Origin of the sequence: Tritonibacter mobilis F1926, from assembly GCF_000376545.2 — a bacterium.
Taxonomy (GTDB): Bacteria; Pseudomonadota; Alphaproteobacteria; order Rhodobacterales; family Rhodobacteraceae; genus Epibacterium; species Epibacterium mobile.
The window spans coordinates 3,116,897-3,135,032 of the sequence record NZ_CP015230.1 but is presented as its reverse complement, the minus strand read 5'-3'; the positions used below and the strand labels follow the sequence as shown (position 1 = coordinate 3,135,032).

19 protein-coding genes are annotated in these 18,136 nt (G+C 56.6%); 4 read left to right on the top strand and 15 right to left on the bottom strand.

Annotated elements, in window-relative coordinates; translation table 11 throughout:
• Positions 1 to 28: 28 nt before the first annotated feature.
• From nusA to pip, 4 genes are all read right to left on the bottom strand, one after another.
• Positions 29 to 1,645, bottom strand: a complete 1,617-nt coding sequence (gene nusA, locus K529_RS14825; RefSeq protein ID WP_005618810.1) for a transcription termination factor NusA — start codon at positions 1,643 to 1,645, stop codon at positions 29 to 31.
• Positions 1,645 to 2,256 carry a ribosome maturation factor RimP gene (gene rimP / locus K529_RS14820; RefSeq protein WP_039983425.1) on the bottom strand — a complete coding sequence of 204 codons (612 nt, stop codon included), beginning with the start codon at positions 2,254 to 2,256 and terminating at the stop codon, positions 1,645 to 1,647. Before rimP ends, nusA begins: the two co-directional genes overlap by 1 nt.
• Positions 2,257 to 2,493: 237 nt before the next feature.
• A complete protein-coding gene (locus tag K529_RS14815) occupies positions 2,494 to 3,345 on the bottom strand; it encodes an ABC transporter substrate-binding protein (RefSeq protein WP_005618805.1) in 852 nt (283 codons plus the stop codon).
• Positions 3,342 to 4,322, bottom strand: coding sequence for a prolyl aminopeptidase (gene pip / locus K529_RS14810; protein WP_005618804.1), 981 nt, complete (start codon positions 4,320 to 4,322; stop codon positions 3,342 to 3,344). The genes K529_RS14815 and pip overlap by 4 nt, the downstream gene beginning before the upstream one ends.
• 51 nt (positions 4,323 to 4,373) lie before the next feature.
• Between pip and ubiG the strand changes: the two genes are divergently transcribed.
• The gene (gene ubiG, locus K529_RS14805) at positions 4,374 to 5,129 is read left to right on the top strand and encodes a bifunctional 2-polyprenyl-6-hydroxyphenol methylase/3-demethylubiquinol 3-O-methyltransferase UbiG (protein WP_005618803.1); all 756 of its coding nucleotides are present in this window, start codon (positions 4,374 to 4,376) and stop codon (positions 5,127 to 5,129) included.
• 286 nt (positions 5,130 to 5,415) lie between these two features.
• On the opposite strand, the gene K529_RS14800 is transcribed toward ubiG, so the two are convergent.
• From K529_RS14800 to K529_RS14785, 4 genes are all read right to left on the bottom strand, one after another.
• Positions 5,416 to 5,856, bottom strand: coding sequence for a MarR family winged helix-turn-helix transcriptional regulator (locus K529_RS14800; RefSeq protein ID WP_005618801.1), 441 nt, complete (start codon positions 5,854 to 5,856; stop codon positions 5,416 to 5,418).
• The gene (locus tag K529_RS14795; RefSeq protein ID WP_080929561.1) at positions 5,856 to 6,689 is read right to left on the bottom strand and encodes a carbon-nitrogen hydrolase family protein; all 834 of its coding nucleotides are present in this window, start codon (positions 6,687 to 6,689) and stop codon (positions 5,856 to 5,858) included. Before K529_RS14795 ends, K529_RS14800 begins: the two co-directional genes overlap by 1 nt.
• Positions 6,690 to 6,693: 4 nt before the next feature.
• Positions 6,694 to 6,951, bottom strand: coding sequence for a glutaredoxin 3 (gene grxC / locus K529_RS14790; protein WP_005618799.1), 258 nt, complete (start codon positions 6,949 to 6,951; stop codon positions 6,694 to 6,696).
• A 71-nt stretch (positions 6,952 to 7,022) separates the two neighbouring features.
• A complete protein-coding gene (locus K529_RS14785) occupies positions 7,023 to 7,754 on the bottom strand; it encodes a ComF family protein (protein ID WP_040642077.1) in 732 nt (243 codons plus the stop codon).
• Positions 7,755 to 7,765: 11 nt separating this feature from the next.
• Here K529_RS14785 and K529_RS14780 point away from each other — a divergent pair, with 11 nt between their 5' ends.
• On the top strand, positions 7,766 to 8,599 hold the full coding sequence (locus K529_RS14780) for a class I SAM-dependent methyltransferase (protein ID WP_005618797.1): 834 nt from the start codon (positions 7,766 to 7,768) through the stop codon (positions 8,597 to 8,599).
• 110 nt (positions 8,600 to 8,709) lie between these two features.
• Positions 8,710 to 9,771 (top strand): ferrochelatase, encoded by a 1,062-nt coding sequence (hemH, locus tag K529_RS14775; RefSeq protein WP_005618796.1) that lies wholly within the window; start codon positions 8,710 to 8,712, stop codon positions 9,769 to 9,771.
• A 91-nt stretch (positions 9,772 to 9,862) separates the two neighbouring features.
• On the opposite strand, the gene K529_RS14770 is transcribed toward hemH, so the two are convergent.
• Together K529_RS14770 and K529_RS14765 are read right to left on the bottom strand one after the other, a co-directional pair.
• On the bottom strand, positions 9,863 to 10,045 hold the full coding sequence (locus tag K529_RS14770; RefSeq protein ID WP_005618794.1) for a hypothetical protein: 183 nt from the start codon (positions 10,043 to 10,045) through the stop codon (positions 9,863 to 9,865).
• Between the two features lie 139 nt (positions 10,046 to 10,184).
• A complete protein-coding gene (locus K529_RS14765; protein WP_005618792.1) occupies positions 10,185 to 10,802 on the bottom strand; it encodes a L,D-transpeptidase in 618 nt (205 codons plus the stop codon).
• 167 nt (positions 10,803 to 10,969) lie between these two features.
• Between K529_RS14765 and dalA the strand changes: the two genes are divergently transcribed.
• A complete protein-coding gene (dalA, locus tag K529_RS14760) occupies positions 10,970 to 11,464 on the top strand; it encodes a divisome-associated lipoprotein DalA (RefSeq protein WP_005618791.1) in 495 nt (164 codons plus the stop codon).
• A 106-nt stretch (positions 11,465 to 11,570) separates the two neighbouring features.
• Here dalA and K529_RS14755 read toward each other — a convergent pair whose 3' ends face one another.
• The 5 genes from K529_RS14755 to K529_RS14735 form a co-directional block, all read right to left on the bottom strand.
• Positions 11,571 to 12,086, bottom strand: coding sequence for a L,D-transpeptidase family protein (locus K529_RS14755; RefSeq protein ID WP_039983420.1), 516 nt, complete (start codon positions 12,084 to 12,086; stop codon positions 11,571 to 11,573).
• Positions 12,087 to 12,162: 76 nt separating this feature from the next.
• Entirely contained in the window at positions 12,163 to 12,948 is a 786-nt protein-coding gene (locus K529_RS14750; RefSeq protein WP_009178244.1) for an ion transporter, read from the bottom strand.
• Between the two features lie 27 nt (positions 12,949 to 12,975).
• Positions 12,976 to 14,220, bottom strand: coding sequence for a class I SAM-dependent RNA methyltransferase (locus tag K529_RS14745; protein ID WP_040642073.1), 1,245 nt, complete (start codon positions 14,218 to 14,220; stop codon positions 12,976 to 12,978).
• 58 nt (positions 14,221 to 14,278) lie between these two features.
• Positions 14,279 to 16,123, bottom strand: a complete 1,845-nt coding sequence (locus tag K529_RS14740; protein ID WP_005618779.1) for an ABC transporter ATP-binding protein — start codon at positions 16,121 to 16,123, stop codon at positions 14,279 to 14,281.
• On the bottom strand, positions 16,120 to 17,958 hold the full coding sequence (locus tag K529_RS14735; RefSeq protein WP_005618778.1) for an ABC transporter ATP-binding protein: 1,839 nt from the start codon (positions 17,956 to 17,958) through the stop codon (positions 16,120 to 16,122). The genes K529_RS14740 and K529_RS14735 overlap by 4 nt, the downstream gene beginning before the upstream one ends.
• Positions 17,959 to 18,136 lie beyond the last annotated feature (178 nt).

Sequence of the window (18,136 nt, the reverse complement as noted above, 5' to 3'; positions counted from 1 at the left end):
TCACATCTCCTCAGAGCAGGGAAGCCGGTCAGGCTTCCGCTTCTCCTTCGGCTTCTTCCTCGAGATCTTCGGCATCGGATTCAAGTTCTGCCGGGTCCACCCAGCCGAGCATGATGCGTGCCGTCATCACTAGATTTTGCGCCTCTTCAAGGCTCATATCGAAGGGTTCGAGAATACCTTCGTCCTTCACACGCTCGCCATTGACAGTGGTCCAGCCCCCCGCCAGTTCCCAGTCGGCGCAAGTTGCGAAGTCCTCAAGCGATTTCACATCGTCCTTCGCGAGTGCTTCCACCATCTGGGGTGTCAGGCCCTCAAAGTCAATAAGGCTGTCCTCAGCGCCCATGCTGCGCGCATTGTCGAGTGCCGCCTTGGCTTGCGCTTCGAGGTAGTCACGGGCCCGCGCCTGAAGCTCTTCGGCAGTGCCTTCATCGACGCCGTCGATGACCAGCAGCTCGTCAAGCTCTACATAGGCAACCTCTTCGAGGTTGGTGAAGCCTTCGGAAACCAGCAGCTGGGCAAAGAACTCGTCCAGATCGAGGGTCTCCATAAACAGCGCGGTGCGTGCTTCGAATTCTTTCTGACGACGTGCGGATTCTTCTTCTTCCGTCATGATGTCGATATCGAGGTTCGTCAGCTGAGACGCCAGACGCACGTTCTGACCACGGCGGCCAATGGCGAGCGACAGTTGCTCGTCGGGAACCACCACTTCGATTTTGCCAGCTTCCTCGTCCAGAACCACCTTGGACACTTCCGCAGGTTGCAGCGCGTTCACAAGGAAGGTTGGCTGATCTTCGTTCCACGGGATGATGTCGATCTTCTCACCCTGCAGTTCGTTCACAACCGCCTGCACACGAGACCCGCGCATACCCACACAGGCACCGACCGGATCAATCGAGTTGTCATAAGACACAACGGCGATCTTTGCGCGCGAACCGGGATCACGGGCCACAGCCTTGATCTCGATGATGCCGTCATAGATTTCCGGCACTTCCATTTTGAAGAGCTCGGCCATGAATTCCGGCGCGGTACGGCTGAGGAAGATCTGCGGGCCGCGCGGCTCGCGACGTACATCCTTGATGAAGCAGCGGATACGGTCGTTGGGGCGATAGCTTTCGCGGCCGATTTTTTCGTTGCGACGCAGGATACCTTCGCCGGAACCGATATCGACGATAACGTTGCCGTATTCCTCGCGCTTGACGACGCCGTTGATGATGGTGCCGTTGCGGTCCTTGAACTCTTCGTACTGACGATCGCGCTCAGCTTCGCGTACCTTCTGCAGAATAACCTGCTTGGCCGATTGTGCTGCGATCCGGCCCATTTCAACCGGGGGAACCTCATCAACGATGGTATCGCCGACGGAGGGGCTCTCCATATATTGCTTGGCTTGCGCCACGGTCAGTTCGGACTGGTAGTTTTCCAGTTCCTCGTCCTCAACCACGGTACGCACACGGGTGAAGGTCGCCTTGCCGGTTTTACGGTCGATGGAGACACGAATGTCCATCTCGCTGCCGTAGCGGCTCTTTGCGGCACGGGCGAGGGATTCTTCCATCGCTTCGACCACCAGATTGGGGTCGATCATCTTTTCACGTGCCACGGCCTCGGCGGTTTGCAACAGCTCCAGCTGGTTTGCAGAGGTGATAGCCATTACTTGTTCTCCTCTTCGGACCCTGCGGTCCCTTCTGCGGACCCTTCGGTCTCGATGTCGTCAAAGGCGTCTTCGTTCAGAACACCAGCGGCCTTACGCTGGCGCAGCATTTCCTTGATAAGGTCGTCGGTCAAAACCAGCTTTGCATCACTCAGCCAGTCGAATTTCAAACCGATGGTCACGGTCTCACCGTGTTCCTCGATGTTGATCAGGACCTCGTCGTCCTCAATACCTGCCAGTTCACCCTTAAAGCGACGGCGGCCATCAATCAGATCAGCGGTTTCCAGTTTTGCCTCGTAGCCTTCGAACATGTCGAAGTCCTTGAGACGCGTCAAAGGACGGTCAATTCCAGGGCTGGAGACCTCAAGCGTGTAGGCATCAAGGATCGGGTCTTCGACATCGAGCGTCGCGCTCACAGCGTTAGAGATCGCAGCGCAATCATCCACCTCGATCCCACCATCGGGACGATCCGCCATGATCTGCAGCGTCGTGGCTTTGCCAGACATCAACCGAATACGGACCAGCTCATAGCCCAGATCCTCGATCACCGGTGTGATAATCTCGGCTAGGCGGCGGTCAATCGCGGCTTTGGCTATCAGGTCGTTGGTCATCAGACCTCCAAACACAAAAAAACGGGCCCGCGGCCCGTCGAAATCAATCAAAGGTGCCTCAGGACCAGAGCCCGACGCGCCGCTGTTGAGCGTGGATATACGCGCGTGCGCATCGTTTGGCAAGTGTTTCCTCCTGATGCGCCTTCCCTGCCGAATTGTCCCGGCGAATCACTGCGTTGGGGCGGGGGGCGATTTTACGCGATACACCTGCATCACCCCATCCACATCAGCCCCGAATCAGGCCATCCACCACCTTTCCGCAATGCGGTAATCATCCAGCGGTGCTCGGGCAGAAATGCGCGGCGGCAAACCCACATGTTTCGCCGCAGCCAGGGCCACATCATCATCTGAAGGGTGGAAATGGAACTGTCCCTGCAAACCCTTTGTCACTGGCAGGGCGGCCACATCAACAAACCCGTCGCGCAGCGCTTCTGCCCGAACAGAGGGGTCAGGGATCACGATCAAATCCAGCGCATCTAGCCAGCCTGCAATCTCTGACCTGTAATTGTCTTCAGTCCGACGGGCACGAAAATGGCGCTCGTCCTGCGCACGATCCACCCGATAAAGTCCCGTTCCGTTCAAATCTGCGAGAGCGGCACAGACATCGCCGTCCGGCGCGATCACCAAGCCAGTATCCGCCAATCGATACGGTAGATGCGGGCTCCCGTCTGCAAGATCAAACACAACATCGCCCGTTGAAGAAAGATCAAGACTGCGCAGCCCCGAAATTTGCAATTCACCAGTGAGCAGATGCGCCTCGATTGACGCGATAACATCTGCCCCGGTCATCAACCGCCCATCGTGGAATGATACCTCCTGACGCAGACGAAACTCCCAGCGGCGCGCGGTCTCATCGCTGCGCCAACCGGTCGCGAGTTCCCCTCTCAGCACCCCATCCGGAGCCACTTCGGTGAGCTGGTCATAAACGGCGGCGCGCGCAACACGCGCCAGAAACGCACCCTCGCGCGGAACCGCGACACGCAACGTTCCCCCACGACGCGGCGTCTGCGCCATCCCTGCACCCGTTGCTGCCAGCAAGGCAGCAGCCGCACCACTGGCAAAAAGCGCACGACGATCAAGCCGCTTCATACCACCAGATCCTCTGCCAGCTGATCCATGCAGCGAACAAGTGCCGCGCTGATCCCCGGCTCGGAAAGCGCATGCCCGGCATTTCGTACCATGATCAGATCAGAATTAGGCCATTCCCGATGGATGCTGTGTGCCGCTTCCGGAGGGCAAATCATGTCGTAGCGCCCCTGAACGATCACACCGGGAATATGGGCAATACGCCCCATATTGGCGAGAATCTGGCCATCCATATGCAAAAAACCGGCGTTAGAGAAATAATGATTCTCCAATCTTGCGAATGCGCGTGCGTAATCTCCGGGGCTCTCACCCGAAACACCGTTCGAATACACAGACGCCAGCGCATTCTCCCACGCAGACCACGCCCTGCCAAACCGTATTTCTTCGTCGCGATCCCCGGAAAACAGGCGTTTGTGATAGGCTGTAATCAGATCGTGCCGCTCATCCTCTGGTACAAGATCGGTAAATCTTGCCCATGTTTCAGGCCAGAATTTACCCGCGCCACCGCCATAAAACCAATCCAACTCCGCCTGCGTCATAAGGAACACCCCACGCAGGATCAGTTGTGTCGTGCGATCAGGGTGTGTTTGCGCGTAAATGAGCGCCAGCGTCGCCCCCCAACTGCCGCCAAAGAGCATCCACGAGTCGATATCCAAAAGCTCGCGGATCTGTTCCATATCCGCGACCAGATGCCATGTCGTATTATCCTCACAGGACGCATAAGGTCGGGAGCGACCACATCCGCGTTGGTCGAACAGAATAATACGATACACCTTAGGATCAAAATAACGCCGCATTGCCGGGCTGGTACCGCCGCCGGGCCCTCCATGGCAGACAATCACCGGCACCCCGTCGGGGTTCCCACATTGCTCCATGTAAATCCGGTGCCCCTGCCCCACGTCCAGCATCCGCTGATCGTAGGGTTCGATCGGCGGATAGAGAAACTGCACTGCGCGCTTTTGATCCGGGTATTTGTCCATTACTGACCTAAATTATCCTCTGAACTCACAAGAAAACACACGGAGACAGGAATGCAAGCGCAACAGTCCACGGTTGACCCCTCCGAAATCGCCAAATTCGAGGCGATGGCGGCTGAATGGTGGGATCCGAACGGAAAGTTCAAGCCCCTGCACATGCTAAACCCATGCCGTCTCGACTATATTACACGTCAGATCGCCGGAGAGTTTGACCGTGATCTGACCACGAATGCTCCGTTTGCTGGCTTGAGAATTCTTGACATCGGGTGCGGTGGTGGCCTGTTGAGCGAACCAATGGCCCGCCTTGGCGCTGAAGTCGTCGGCGCGGACGCGGCAGAAGGTAACTTGCCGGTAGCCCGAATCCATGCAGAACAGTCCGGACTCACAATCGACTATCGCCACACCACTGCCGAGGCTCTTGCAGACGCCGGAGAGGCCTTTGACGTGGTGCTCAACATGGAAGTGGTCGAACATGTGGCTGATCCGCTCAGCTATTTGACAGCGACTGCGCAGCTGCTGAAATCGGGAGGATTGCAAATTTGCTCTACGATCAATCGCAACCCAAAGAGCTACGCCATGGCAATTTTCGGAGCAGAGGTCGTCATGCGCTGGCTACCGCGTGGCACGCATGAATGGTCGAAATTCATTACACCGGATGAGTTGTTTGAACTGCTGCAAAACGCGGGCCTCAATCCCGTGGACCGCAAGGGTTTCGTCTTCAATCCAATCCTGTGGAAATGGTCGATATCTGATCGTGATCTCAGCGTGAATTACGTAACGGCAAGCACAAAATCGCAGTCGTCTCAATAAAGCTGCAACGATATATGGTGAAAAATTCATTCTGCGGCTTGCGTGATTTGCGCCCATATACTTTAGTATACTCACGCATCCCATCGCACCGTTGTGTGGAACTGCGCACCTGAATTAATGTGGATATCAACACGTTTCCACTTTGGCTCGGTACGACGCTCCACTCGTGATGAGCATGTCGCGAAGCGTGTAATTGGGGACGCACTCACACCACTCACGGCCCCACCAATTTAAAAGAGCGCTGGAATTAACCAGCGCTCTTTTTCATTCGGGTCGTGAAATGAGATCAGTCCTCGATTTCGAGTTTTCCGCGAAATTCTCGCAAAATGGGAAGCGCCGCACGCACTCGGTCTCCACCCAGTTCGGTCACCACTTCGGAAATCATCGGAATGATTGAGGCCAGCGCCGCATCGCGCGCTTTGCGACCTGCGGGGCTGATCGCAACCATTTTGCGGCGCGCATCGTCCCAGTCCGGGCGCACATGCACATAGCCTGCCACCTCGAGCTTGTTGATCGTATTCGTCATGGCGCCGCGCGTGACATGAAATGCCTTCGCCAGCTGCGCCGGAGAACGCTCCAGCCCCGCTCGGGCGAGATGGTTGAGCACCGAAAAATGCGACAGTTCCATCCCCTTGGGCAAGGCTTTCCCCAGCCGGGCGCGGGCCAATTGGTCCGCCATCAGGATTTCGCTGAACAGCGAAATGGCAAGGGAATGATTCTCATCCATCAGGGTCCGTCAAACTCCCGGTCATGGCTCAGCGAAGGGACGCGTTTGCGTGCCTTTTTCACCGCTTCGAGATCAAGGTCAACGTAGGTATTGCCGACTTCAGTGCCTGCATCGGCCAAAACCTCCCCCCAAGGCGCAATTGCAAGGGAGTGACCGTAAGTTTGGCGGCGCGCACCTCGACTCGTTGGATGAACACCGGTCTGCGCCGCAGCCAGCACAAAACAGCCGGTTTCAATCGCCCGTGCGCGCAACAGGCTGTGCCAGTGCGCAGCTCCTGTGACATGACTAAAAGCGGCAGGCGCGGTCAGAATCTCCGCACCGCCCTTGGCAAGACGGCGATGCAACGCCGGGAAACGAACGTCATAGCAGATGGTCATGCCAACTTTGGCAAAGCCTGCATCGGCGACCACCGCTTGGGTTCCGGGCCGATAGCCATCAGATTCGCGATATGTTTCCTCTGGTGTGACCTCCACATCAAACATGTGGATTTTGTCGTAACGTGCAGAGATTTCACCGGTGGGCGAGATCAGGAACTGTCGATTGGCGAAACGGCCATCCGCATCCTCAGTTTTCACCCCGATCGACCCAATAGAGAGCCAGATCCCATGGCGCGCAGCAGCGTCACGCAACCCCGCAAGTGTCGGATCATCGTCTTCAAGGTGCAAAACGGCGCGCTGATGTGTCCGACTGGTGGACAGGCAGTTGGTCACCTCTGGCGTGAGAACAAACTCCGCCCCCTCCATAACGGCGCGCGCAATCATGTCACGCGCCGTCGCGAGGTTTTCCTCTGGCATATCAGAGGAGCACATCTGCAAAAGGGCCGCGCGCACCATCAGATTAGGCCGCCAACAACGGGTCGAGCTTACCTGCGCGATCTAGCGCATAAAGCTCGTCACAGCCTCCGACGTGGATCTCGCCGATAAAGATCTGTGGTACCGTGCGGCCCCCGTTGGCGCGCTGGATCATCTCCGATTTGCGATCAGGATCGGCGAGCACATCAATTTCAGAAAAGCTCACCCCCTTCTGGGTCAAAAGGCGCTTTGCCGCGTGGCAAAAGCCGCAAAGGGGAGAAGTATAGATTTCGACCGGTTTCATATTGGTCTCCGTAGGCGTTGCTCATGGGTTTTGCGCGATGTGGGCACCTTTATCAAGCATTGCCAGAGTTTTCACGCTGCCGTGACCCGCGCGAGGACAACAACGCTCACGCCATCAACCCCCGCATCTATGCACGCCCGCGCACAGGCAGAAAGCGTCGACCCGCTGGTCATCACATCATCCACCAAGAGCACCTGCCTTCCGGTCAATCGCTCACTCATGCGTGGGTTCGGCCTGATCGCATCGGCCAGAAGAGTCATCCGTTCTGCCCGGCTGCGCCCCTCCAACATGGGCGTTTTTGAGACTCTAATTAGGGCATCGGGGCAACATTCGCAGCCCCCACGCGCCGCAAGCGCCTGTGCCAGTAATGCGGATTGATTATACCGGCGCCGCAAAAGTCGTGTCCAATGCAAGGGAACCGGCACCAGGAGCGGTCTGCAGCCAAGAAGATCGCGTGCCGCACGTGCCATCCAACCGGATGCAGGCCGCGCCAAATCCGTTCTGTCTCCGTGTTTGAGCGCGAGAACCAAGCGCCGTCCCTGCCCGCCATACAGGATCGCAGCCCGCCCTTGCTCCCAGTCTCTTGGGCTGCTCAAACACTCATCGCAGTGTACGTTCTGCCCGTCCGCCTCACCCGGGAGCGGCACACCACAACAATCGCAGACCAACCCAGAAATAAACGTCGTATCGCGCCAACAGGCGCTACACAGGCCGAAATCGCTCTCAACCAACCCGCCGCAGTTCAGACAACGCGCGGGGTAGACCAGTGAAACTGCCGTTTGAATCCGTGCCCGCAACGTCATAGGTACACCTCATGACAAAAGAACCGATGGCTCATCCCCAGATCTTTGACCGTGACGCACTGCAATTGCGTCGCGCCCGGCGCAAACCGGAGGCGATGTTTCTGCACGACTTAGCCAGAGACGAGGTCGAGGATCGACTCAGCATGGTTAAGAGAGTCTTTACCAAGCCCGCGATTATCGCGCCTTTTGCGGAGCCCTGGGCGGACCTGCTGCCAGACGCAAAGATCATCTCGGATGACGATGTTCTGGATCTGGAACCAAAAGCGCATGATCTGGTGATCCATGTGATGGCGCTTCATTGTGCCAATGACCCGGTGGGGCAGTTGATCCAGTGCCGACGCGCGCTGCAAGAAGATGGCTTGCTGCTGGTTGTAACGCTTGGCGGTCAAACCCTGCACGAATTGCGCAGCGCCCTTGCGGAGGCAGAGACCTACGTCAGCGGAGGTCTGTCCCCGAGGGTTGCACCGATGGGCGAAATTCGTGATCTCGGCGCTCTTTTGCAAAGGGCGGGATTTGCCCTGCCGGTTGCGGATCTTGTGCCCCTGACAGTTCATTACCGCGACCTTGCGCACTTGATGCGAGATTTGCGCGATATGGGTGAAACCAACACAATGACTCAGAGGTTGCGCAAACCCACGCGCCGTGCGGTGTTTACACTTGCCGATCACATCTACGCCCAGAACTTCGCTGCAGAAGACGGCCGGCTCGCCGCAACCTTCGAGATGGTGTGCCTGACGGGTTGGTCGCCAGCCGACAGCCAGCCCCAACCCCTGCGTCCCGGTTCCGCCAAGGCACGTCTCGCGGATGCGCTGAAGGTGCCGGAGACCAAACTGCCCGAAGGCTAACGATAACCTGAGCCAATGGTCGCAGTGAGATGATCCAATTGGCCTTTCCCGCCGTATCGACGTAACACTCGACACACTATTTGTTTTCATACCACACAGGACCCTTGCCCATGCTGGATGCGACCTCAACTGCGACCCGCCCTGACAATGCCCCTGCGGATCATCCGCCGGTCAAGGCGGAGAAGGTCGGCATCCTGCTCGCAAATCTCGGAACTCCCGATCACTACAGCTATTGGCCGATGCGCCGTTATCTGAGCGAATTTCTCTCGGACAAGCGGGTGATCGACTATCCGTCGTGGAAATGGCAGCCGCTGTTGCAGCTGATCATTCTCAGCAAGCGCCCCTTCGCCTCTGGTGAGGCTTACAAGTCGATCTGGAATCACGACAAGGGCGAAAGCCCGCTGATGACGATCACCAAGGACCAGACCAACGCCATGGCAAAAGCGATGGAAGAGGTCTACGGCGACCGTGTGATGGTGGATTTCTGCATGCGCTACGGCAATCCCTCTACCAAGTCGAAGGTCGAAGAGATGATCGCCGCCGGGTGCCGCAAGATCCTCTTTGTGCCGCTTTATCCGCAATATGCTGGCGCCACGTCGGCGACCGCAAATGACCAGTTCTTCCGCGTGTTGATGGATCAGCCCTGGCAGCCAGCGGCGCGCACGATCGAACCCTATTTCGACCACCCCGAATACATCGATGCGCTGGCAAAGTCGGTCGAGGACGCCTATGCCAAGATGGAAAAGACGCCGGACATTCTCGTCTGCTCTTACCATGGCATGCCCAAGCGCTACCTGATGCAGGGCGACCCCTATCACTGCCAGTGTCAAAAAACGACGCGACTGCTGCGCGAGCGTTTGGGTTGGAACGAATCACAGATCACAACCACATTTCAGTCGGTCTTTGGACCTGAGGAGTGGCTGCGTCCCTACACGGTCGAACATGTCGCGGAGCTGGCGAAACAGGGCAAGAAGAACATTGCAGTGATCGCACCGGCTTTCTCGGCGGACTGCATCGAGACGCTGGAAGAGATCAATGAGGAGATCTGCGAGAGCTTTGAGCACGCGGGCGGTGAAGACTTCACCTATATTCCCTGCCTCAATGACAGCGACGCGCATATCTCCGCCCTGTCGAGCGTTATTCGCAACAACCTCAAGGGCTGGCTCGACTGAGCTAACCTGTATGAAACAAGGGTATCCCGAGCGAGCAATAAAAAAAGGCGGCTGGAGATCCAGCCGCCTTTCTTGTTCTTTAGAGCAACGATTAGTTGCTTGCAGCAGCAGCGGCCACGATGACCAGCAGCAGCAGCGGCAGAAGGATGCCGGAAGAAGAACCGGTTGCTTCTTCTACGATAACCGGTGCTTCAACGATCGGCTCAGCCAGGTTACCAGCGGATGCAGCGGAAGCGGCAGCGACCAGTGCGGCAGCAATAACGAGTTTTTTCATATTAACCTCCAGGATACGCGCACAGCACACATATGATGTGCGCACTCAAGACTTACCTCGTGAGTTTTTTCTAAGCGGGATTCCCACCGGATTGCAATTGCTTGTTAAATGCTTCTCATCCAGCTTGCAGCGGTTGTCGTCAAATTAGCAACACCTGAGTGCCGGATCGGGTGAGTTTGTAGAGCTCAGCGATGTGTTCGTTGTAGAGACCGATGCAACCGTTAGAGGATTTGCGGCCAATTTTGCGCGTATCGTGCGTGCCGTGGATTCGATAGTACTTCCAGCTCAGGTAGAGCGCGTGCGTTCCAAGCGGGTTATCCGGGCCCGGCGGAATATACGCAGGCCATTCAGGATTGCGCTTGCGCATGTTGGGGGTTGGTGCCCATCCCGGTCCTTCGACCTTACGCACAATCTTGGTACGGCCGCGACGTGTCAGGTCGTCACTTAAAGGTACGGAAGACGGGAATAACTTGTAAACACTCTGATCTTCGGACCAGAAGTGCAGCGCCCGGCTGTCAATATCCACAAGGATTGCCCCACGGCGCAAATTGTCGAAATAAGGCCGCCAGCTCTTGGCGCGAAACGAAGATATATTGCGCTTGACGCTGGGTTCCGGTTCCGGCGGCGGGCGCAGCGGATCAAAGGCCGGCTCTTCGGCATCAGGCAGCGATTGTGCCAGCGCCGAAGTCGCCAGAAGGGATGCGGATCCGGCGAGAAACTGCCGGCGTGATGTTAGAAAAGTGATTTTGCGTGTCATCAGAAAGTTCTCTCTGGCTGAGGGCTCTGGTGCGGAGCAGTCTATGGCTGGAATGCCGCAGTCGCAATTCAATCCCCTGAAATCTCGTGAAAGTGAAGCTGCCGGGTTTGCCTATAAGTCACAGGAAAGCTATGGGACGCTGTGATCGAACACTTTTAGGGTTTAGAATGACACGCGTATTCCTGCTTCTGGCTACACTGACGAGCTTTGTCCTTGCGGCATGTACAACTGGCAACGATGGCAGCGCGACCGGGACCGGTGTCTATAAGATTCGCAATGAGGAACGCACGCAGTTCCGCATGCTTGATTCTGTAAACGCTCTGCGCGAAGCTGCGGGAAACCCGACTGTTCAGCTCGACAGCAAACTAAACGCTGCCGCTGCGACCCATTCCCGCGACATGTCCGTACAAAACCGCCCCTGGCACTTTGGCTCTGACGGCTCCTCGCCGCTCGATCGTGTGGCGCGGGTTGGATACTCCGGCGCCTTGGTCGGCGAGAACATCGCAGAAACATATGAGAACGAAGTACAGACTCTCACTGCTTGGATGGAAGATAAAGGCACCCGCTCTGTGATTATGGACGCCAAAGCGCGCAACATGGGGTTTTCGTGGTTCCAAGAATCCAATGGTAAGATCTGGTGGACTCTGCTGATGGCAGAGTGATCAGACGCCGTTTATGTCTGACATAGAATCAAGGCCGCCCTCAGATGAGGGCGGCCTTTTTTGTTTTTGTGGTCTGCAAATCTGTTGTGAGCCTGAGAAGAATGGCTCAGGGGCGCAGAGTGATAGTTGTGCCGTCATTCACCATGGACCAGATCTCTTCGATCTCTTCATTGCTCACCGCAATGCAGCCCGCTGTCCAATCTTGCGTGCGCGCCGCCCGGCGTCGGTCAGCGCGATCATTGGGCTCACCATGGATGAAGATATCACCGCCCGGACTTGCACCAAGTGAGCTGGCATATGCTCGGTCAGCTGCATTGGGATACGAAATTCCAAGCGAAAGGTAGAATTGGCTGCGAGGGTTACGGCGGTCGATACGATACGTCCCCTCCGGCGTGCGGCCATCACCTTCGATTTGTTTGTGGCCAACCGGAGCAAAGCCCAGCCCGACCTCATATTCTTTTAGAACCTTAGTTTCATTCAACAAATACATCCTGCGGCTGCCTTTATTGATCACAATAGAAGTGACCGGAGGGCCGTTGTAACGCCGAATATTTGGGCCGCTAGAACATCCTGCTGCTCCGAGGGTGGCAAGTATACCTGCCCCGAATGTACGCCTGTGCATGGTTTTGATCTGTCCGCTCGTTTTTGCTTTGTGCTCTTGGCTTAATAATACATCAAACTTGGTTAAGAAAAGATAATCACTTTTGCGTCTTTTCATCCTGAAGCCGCGCGATCCGTGCTTCGATCGCTTCCAGACGTGTCAGCACCTGATCTCGATAGGCATCGGTGCGTTCGCCTTCTTCTTCAGAATGCGCATCCTGCATAGAGTTCACGATCAGACCCACCAGCAGGTTCACCACTGCAAAGGTTGTGACCATGATAAATGGTACAAAGAACGCCCAGGCGTAGGGGTAGACATCCATCACCGGCCGCACGATCCCCATCGACCAGCTCTCCAGCGTCATAATCTGAAACAGTGAGTAGGCCGAGAGAGCGAGGCTGCCGAACCATTCCGGGAAGTTATCCCCAAACAGTTTCGTGGCCATGACAGAGCCAATGTAGAAAATGATCGCCATCAACAGGAACACCGAGCCCATGCCGGGCAATGCGGTGATGAACCCCTCGACCACACGGCGCAGGCGCGGTGCGACGGAGATCACGCGTAGAACACGCAAGATCCGCAGCGCCCGCAACACGGAAAAGCCCTGAGCACCCGGCACCAATGCAATGCCAACGATCAGGAAATCAAATATATTCCAGCCGTTTACAAAGAACCTCAACCGCCGCACGATCAGTTTAGCCGCGATCTCCAGAACAAAGATGACCAAACACAGCTTGTCGATCAACAAAACCAGATCCCCAGCACGCGCCATGATCGTATCGGAAGTTTCCATTCCCAATGTCACCGCATTCAGCAGGATGACGGCGGTGATGAACCGGCTAAACCCATCGCTGTCCAATACGGATTTCATTCGATCAATCATTTAAAAGGCGCTCCTTAGGATTCGGGGTCAGGACAGGCTCAACGACGCTGCCAGCTCCGTATGCGATGACCAACGGAACTGGTCAACGACCTGTACCCAATTCAATCTATACCCAGCGGAAACAAGCACTTCGGCGTCGCGGGCAAAGGTGATCGGGTTACAGGACACATAGGAGATAGTGGGCAGCTTTGCTTTCGCCAACTCATGGACTTGCGCCTCGGCACCAGCGCGTGGCGGATCAATCACCACAGCATCAAAAACCTGCCCAAACTTGCGCAGATCCTCGACAAGAAGCGGGTTGCGGAACAGATCGCGCGTCTCAGTGGTGACTTTCTTGAGGCCCTGCGCTTTACGCCAACCTTGCTCAAGCGCTTGCATCATTTCACGCTCACCTTCGACCGCGTGAACCTCGGCACCCGTCGCCAAAGGCAGAGAAAACGTACCGGCCCCGGCAAAAAGATCCACGATGCGGCGGGCACCGCCTACGGCATCCCGCACTGCTGATACCAGCGCAGCCTCACCTTCAGGTGTCGCTTGCAAGAATGCGCCGGGTGGAGGGCAAACGCGCGCAACACCGAACCGCTGTGTCGGTGGCTGCTCCATTCCCAGAGGTTCATCATCCCATGTAAGCCGCGCCAGCTTGTGGCGCTCCACCGCCTGCGCCAACTGAATGCGCAACGGCCCATCGAGCGGTTTTCCATTGCGAACCAACACATCGAGCCCCACCTCTGAAGTCGTGACCGTCACAGACAAGGGGGCTTTGCGGCTAGCGCCAATAATCGCCAGATCCTCAGCCATAGGCAGCGCAGCCATCAGGTCAGGAGCCAAAAGCTGGCAATCGGGTATCTCTGTGATTACGTCCGAGGCCCGTCCGTGAAAGCCCGCCATAGCACCTTTCTTGGTCCGTTTAACCGCAATCGTCGCGCGCCTGCGGGAGTGCGCCGGCGAGGTCAAGATTGGACGGAACTCAGTCTCTAACCCGCGTGATAGCAGGGCGTTTCGAACGATATCCGTCTTCCACTGCGCCACAAAATCATCGCTTACGTGCTGCAACTGGCATCCACCACAAGATTTGTAGTGGCGACACGGCGCTTGAACGCGATGTTCTGAGGGCTGTTCAATTCTAATGTCAGTGAGGGATTGACCCTGCACGACACCGGTGACGATCTCTCCGGGCAAGGTGCGCGGTGCAAACAAAGGACCCGAGGCGATCCCGTCGCCCTGGTGTCCCAAACGTTCAATCGTGGCTCTGGTTCTGGCTGCGTCTGTCATGCGCCTGCATTACCGCGAGAGCGGAATTGGCAAAAGCCAGAAAACGCGTGGATCTGAATTACTCTGCGGCGGCGCTGGTGTCTTGCTCGGTTCGAATGAAGCCACCAGACTGCCGGTGCCAGAACTGCGCATAAAGCCCGTCGCGCTCTAGCAGCTCATCATGACTGCCTTGCTCGATGATCCGACCATGATCCATGACGATAATCCGGTCCATCTCTGCAAGCGTTGAGAGCCGGTGTGCAATCGCAAGCACGGTTTTTCCCTCCATCACCCGCGTCAGGGCTGATTGGATCGAGGCTTCTACCTCAGAATCCAAGGCTGAAGTTGCCTCATCCAGCACCAGAATGGGCGCGTCCTTTAAAATCGCACGCGCAAGCGCAATGCGCTGGCGTTGCCCACCGGACAATTTCACCCCGCGCTCACCAAGGTAGGCCTCATACCCGGTGCGCCCCTTCCCGTCCTCAAGATCAATGATGAATTCATGTGCTTCTGCTGCGCGCGCGGCCGCAATGATGGCATCACGGCTGGCATCCGGACGACCATAGAGAATATTGTCGAGCGCTGAGCGATTGAACATCGCAGTTTCCTGCGTGACCATACCGATCTGGCTACGCAGTGAGTTCTGGCTGACATCGGAAATATCAGCGCCATCAATGAGAATACGGCCTTTTTCTGGCTCATAGAGCCGCAACAGCAGTGAGACCAATGTCGACTTACCCGCCCCGGATGCCCCAACGATGCCGAGTTTTTCGCCGGGATGAATGGTCAGGGACAGGTCTGAAATCCCACCGACTTCGCGCCCATAGCTAAAACTCAGGTCCTCAAGAACGATTTCTCCCGCATCAACTTGAAGTGCGCCAGCATCTGGTGTGTCCTCAATCCGGTCGGGGCGCGCCAGCGTTTTCATGCCGTTTTCGATCTCGCCCACATTGGAATAGATCCCCATCAACGTGAAACTGACCCAGCCTGTCATTTGCGCAATCCGGATCGATACCGCCCCAGCCGCAACGATATCCCCTTCGCTCGCGCTGCCATTCTGCCAGAGCCAAAGCGTCGCACCAATCAGCAGAACCGGCAAAACCCCGGCAAGGGTCATCAGGCAAAACCGGAAGGATGCCGACAAATACCCGAACTCCAACGCTCGTTCCCGGAAGGTCACCATTGCATCCTGCGCGCCGCGTTCTTCGTGATCCGCATGGGCAAAGAGCTGCACGGTCTTGATGTTCGTAATCGTGTCGACAACCTGCCCGGATACATTGGCCCGCGCGCCTGCTCGTTTAGCGGAGCCCTTGCGAATTCGCGGCAAGAACCAGCGGATCATGGCAAAATAGCCAATAAGCCAAATCCCAAAGAGCAGAGTGATGCGCAGATCAACCGCGCCCAGCAAGACCATAGCCCCCGCAAGCGACGCAAGCGCGAAGGCGACAACATTGATAACCTCTGACACGACAGACGTAACAGCGCTGGCGGTCTGCATTTGCTTTTGAGCGATGCGTCCGGCAAAATCATCATCAAAGAACCGCACCGACTGGCCCAAGGTCCAGCGGTTGAGTCGGGACAAGACAAGCGGATTTACGTTTGGTTGCAGAATGATAGCATTAGTCGCGGCGGACAGGCCAAACAGCACCGGCCGCACCAGCAAGAAAAACGCAAGAGCGGCAAAGATAATCGCAATATTGGCACCGAAGAATCCTTCGGGCCCGCTGGCGACCGCGGTGTCGATAACTTTGCCAAGGATATAGGCCGTACCCGCCTCCAACCCGCCTGCCAGTGCAGAACAGATCGCCGCAACACCAAGCATCAGCCACGCCCCGGACAGACACCAGCGCAAGAATGCGCCAAGTGTCTGCGGCGGTGGACCATCTGCAGGTTGGAACGCGTCGATCAGGTTTCCTAGCTTCATTCTGCGGCCTCTACATTCAGGAACCCGCCCGATTGGCGCGCCCAGAATTGTGCATATAGGCCGCGATCCGACAAAAGCGCCTCATGTGTGCCTTCTTCGACGATTTTTCCCTGATCTAGCACCAGAATACGGTCCATCTGCGCAATGGTGGAGAGCCGGTGCGCTATAGCAATTACCGTTTTGCCTTCCATCATACCGTAGAGCGTTTCCTGAATGGCCGCCTCGACTTCAGAATCCAGCGCCGATGTGGCCTCGTCCAGAAGCAGGATAGGAGCGTTCTTCAGGATTACCCGCGCGAGTGTCACACGCTGACGCTGACCGCCCGAGAGTTTCACCCCGCGCTCGCCCACATGTGCGTCATAACCTTTGCGACCTTGCGGATCCTCAAGATCGAGAATGAAGTCATGCGCATGCGCTTTCCGAGCTGCCGCGATCATGTCTTCTTCTGATGCGTCCGGGCGACCATAGAGCAGGTTATCCCGCACAGAGCGATGCAGGAGCGAGCTGTCCTGCTGCACCATGCCGATGTGCTGGCGCAGGCTGTCCTGCGTCACCGTTGATATATCCTGACCGTCGATCAGTATGCGCCCCTGTTCGGTGTCATAGAACCGCAGGAGCAGCTTCACCAAAGTTGACTTTCCTGCCCCGGATCGCCCAATTAGACCCACTTTTTCACCGGGACGGATTGTCAGGTTCAGCTGATCAAGCCCCCCAACACCACGGCCATAGTGGTGCGAAAGATGGTCAAAGGTGATTTCACCCTTGGTCAGTTGCAATGGCTTTGCACCCTTGGCATCGGTCAGTGTAATCGGCTGAGCAATCGTCTCCATCCCCTCGGACACCACACCAAGTTGACGGAAAAAGCTCGTGAGTGCCCACATGATCCAACCGGTCATGGAGTTCAGCCGAAGAGTCAGTGCTGTCGCGGCTGCAACGACACCCACAGAGGCCAGCCCCTGCATCCAGAGCGCAATCCCCCAGCCTACAACACCCACAATCAAAAGGCCGTTTAGCAGGACCAGAACACCATCCATGATGGTAAAAATCCGCATCTCGGCCTGAAATGTGGTGCGTGTGTTCTCGATCGCTTCACGCGCGTAATCGAGTTCACGGTTGTGATGGGCAAACATCTTTACCGAGTGAATATTGGAATAGCTGTCCACGACGCGCCCGGTCACAGTCGACCGCGCATCCGACGCGGCCTGACTGGCGGGGCCGACCCGTTTCACTGTCCAGCGGATCAGCGCGCCATAAAGGACAAACCAGATGACCAAAGGCATCAGCAGCCGGGGATCAGCCCCCCAAAGCAAAAGCGCCGCACCAACCAGATAGGCAAGCGCAAAGGTGATTGCGTCAAAGACCTGAAAAACAACCTCTCCGACGGCAGGTGGCGTCTGCATGATCCTATTGGCGATACGTCCGGCGAAGTCATTTTCAAACCAGCCAACCGATTGGCGTAAAACATGTTTATGTGCCCGCCAGCGGATCAGCGTACCAAAGTTTGGCAAAATCGTATTGTTCAGCAACAACACATCAATGAGCTGCAATGCCGGACGAAGAAGCAAAACAAACAGCGCCATCAGGATCAGCTCAGTGCCGTGATTACTCCAGAATTCTTCTGGTGACCCTGCAAGGATATCAACGACCCGTCCCATATAGGAAATCAAGCCGATCTCAATCGCGGCAACGATGATAGACATCACGCCGGCCGCACAGAACACGGACTTAAACGGCTGCGCATAGTCACGCATAAACGGCCAGAGTTTGGTTGGCGGAGTGTCCGTTTCCGGATAGTCGCAATAGGGGTTTACGAGGTTTTCAAAGAAGCGAAACATGGTGTTGCTCCATCAATTTGAGCAAAGAATAGAAAAATGCGATGCGCATGGCGAAAGGCGGCGACCGAAGTCCCCGGTTCACCCTACGGGCAGGACTCGGACGTTAAATGTCGTTCCAGATCCCGTAATACATCAGCATTCCTCCTGCCATCGTCGTTTCACGCCCTTATGGGTAGCG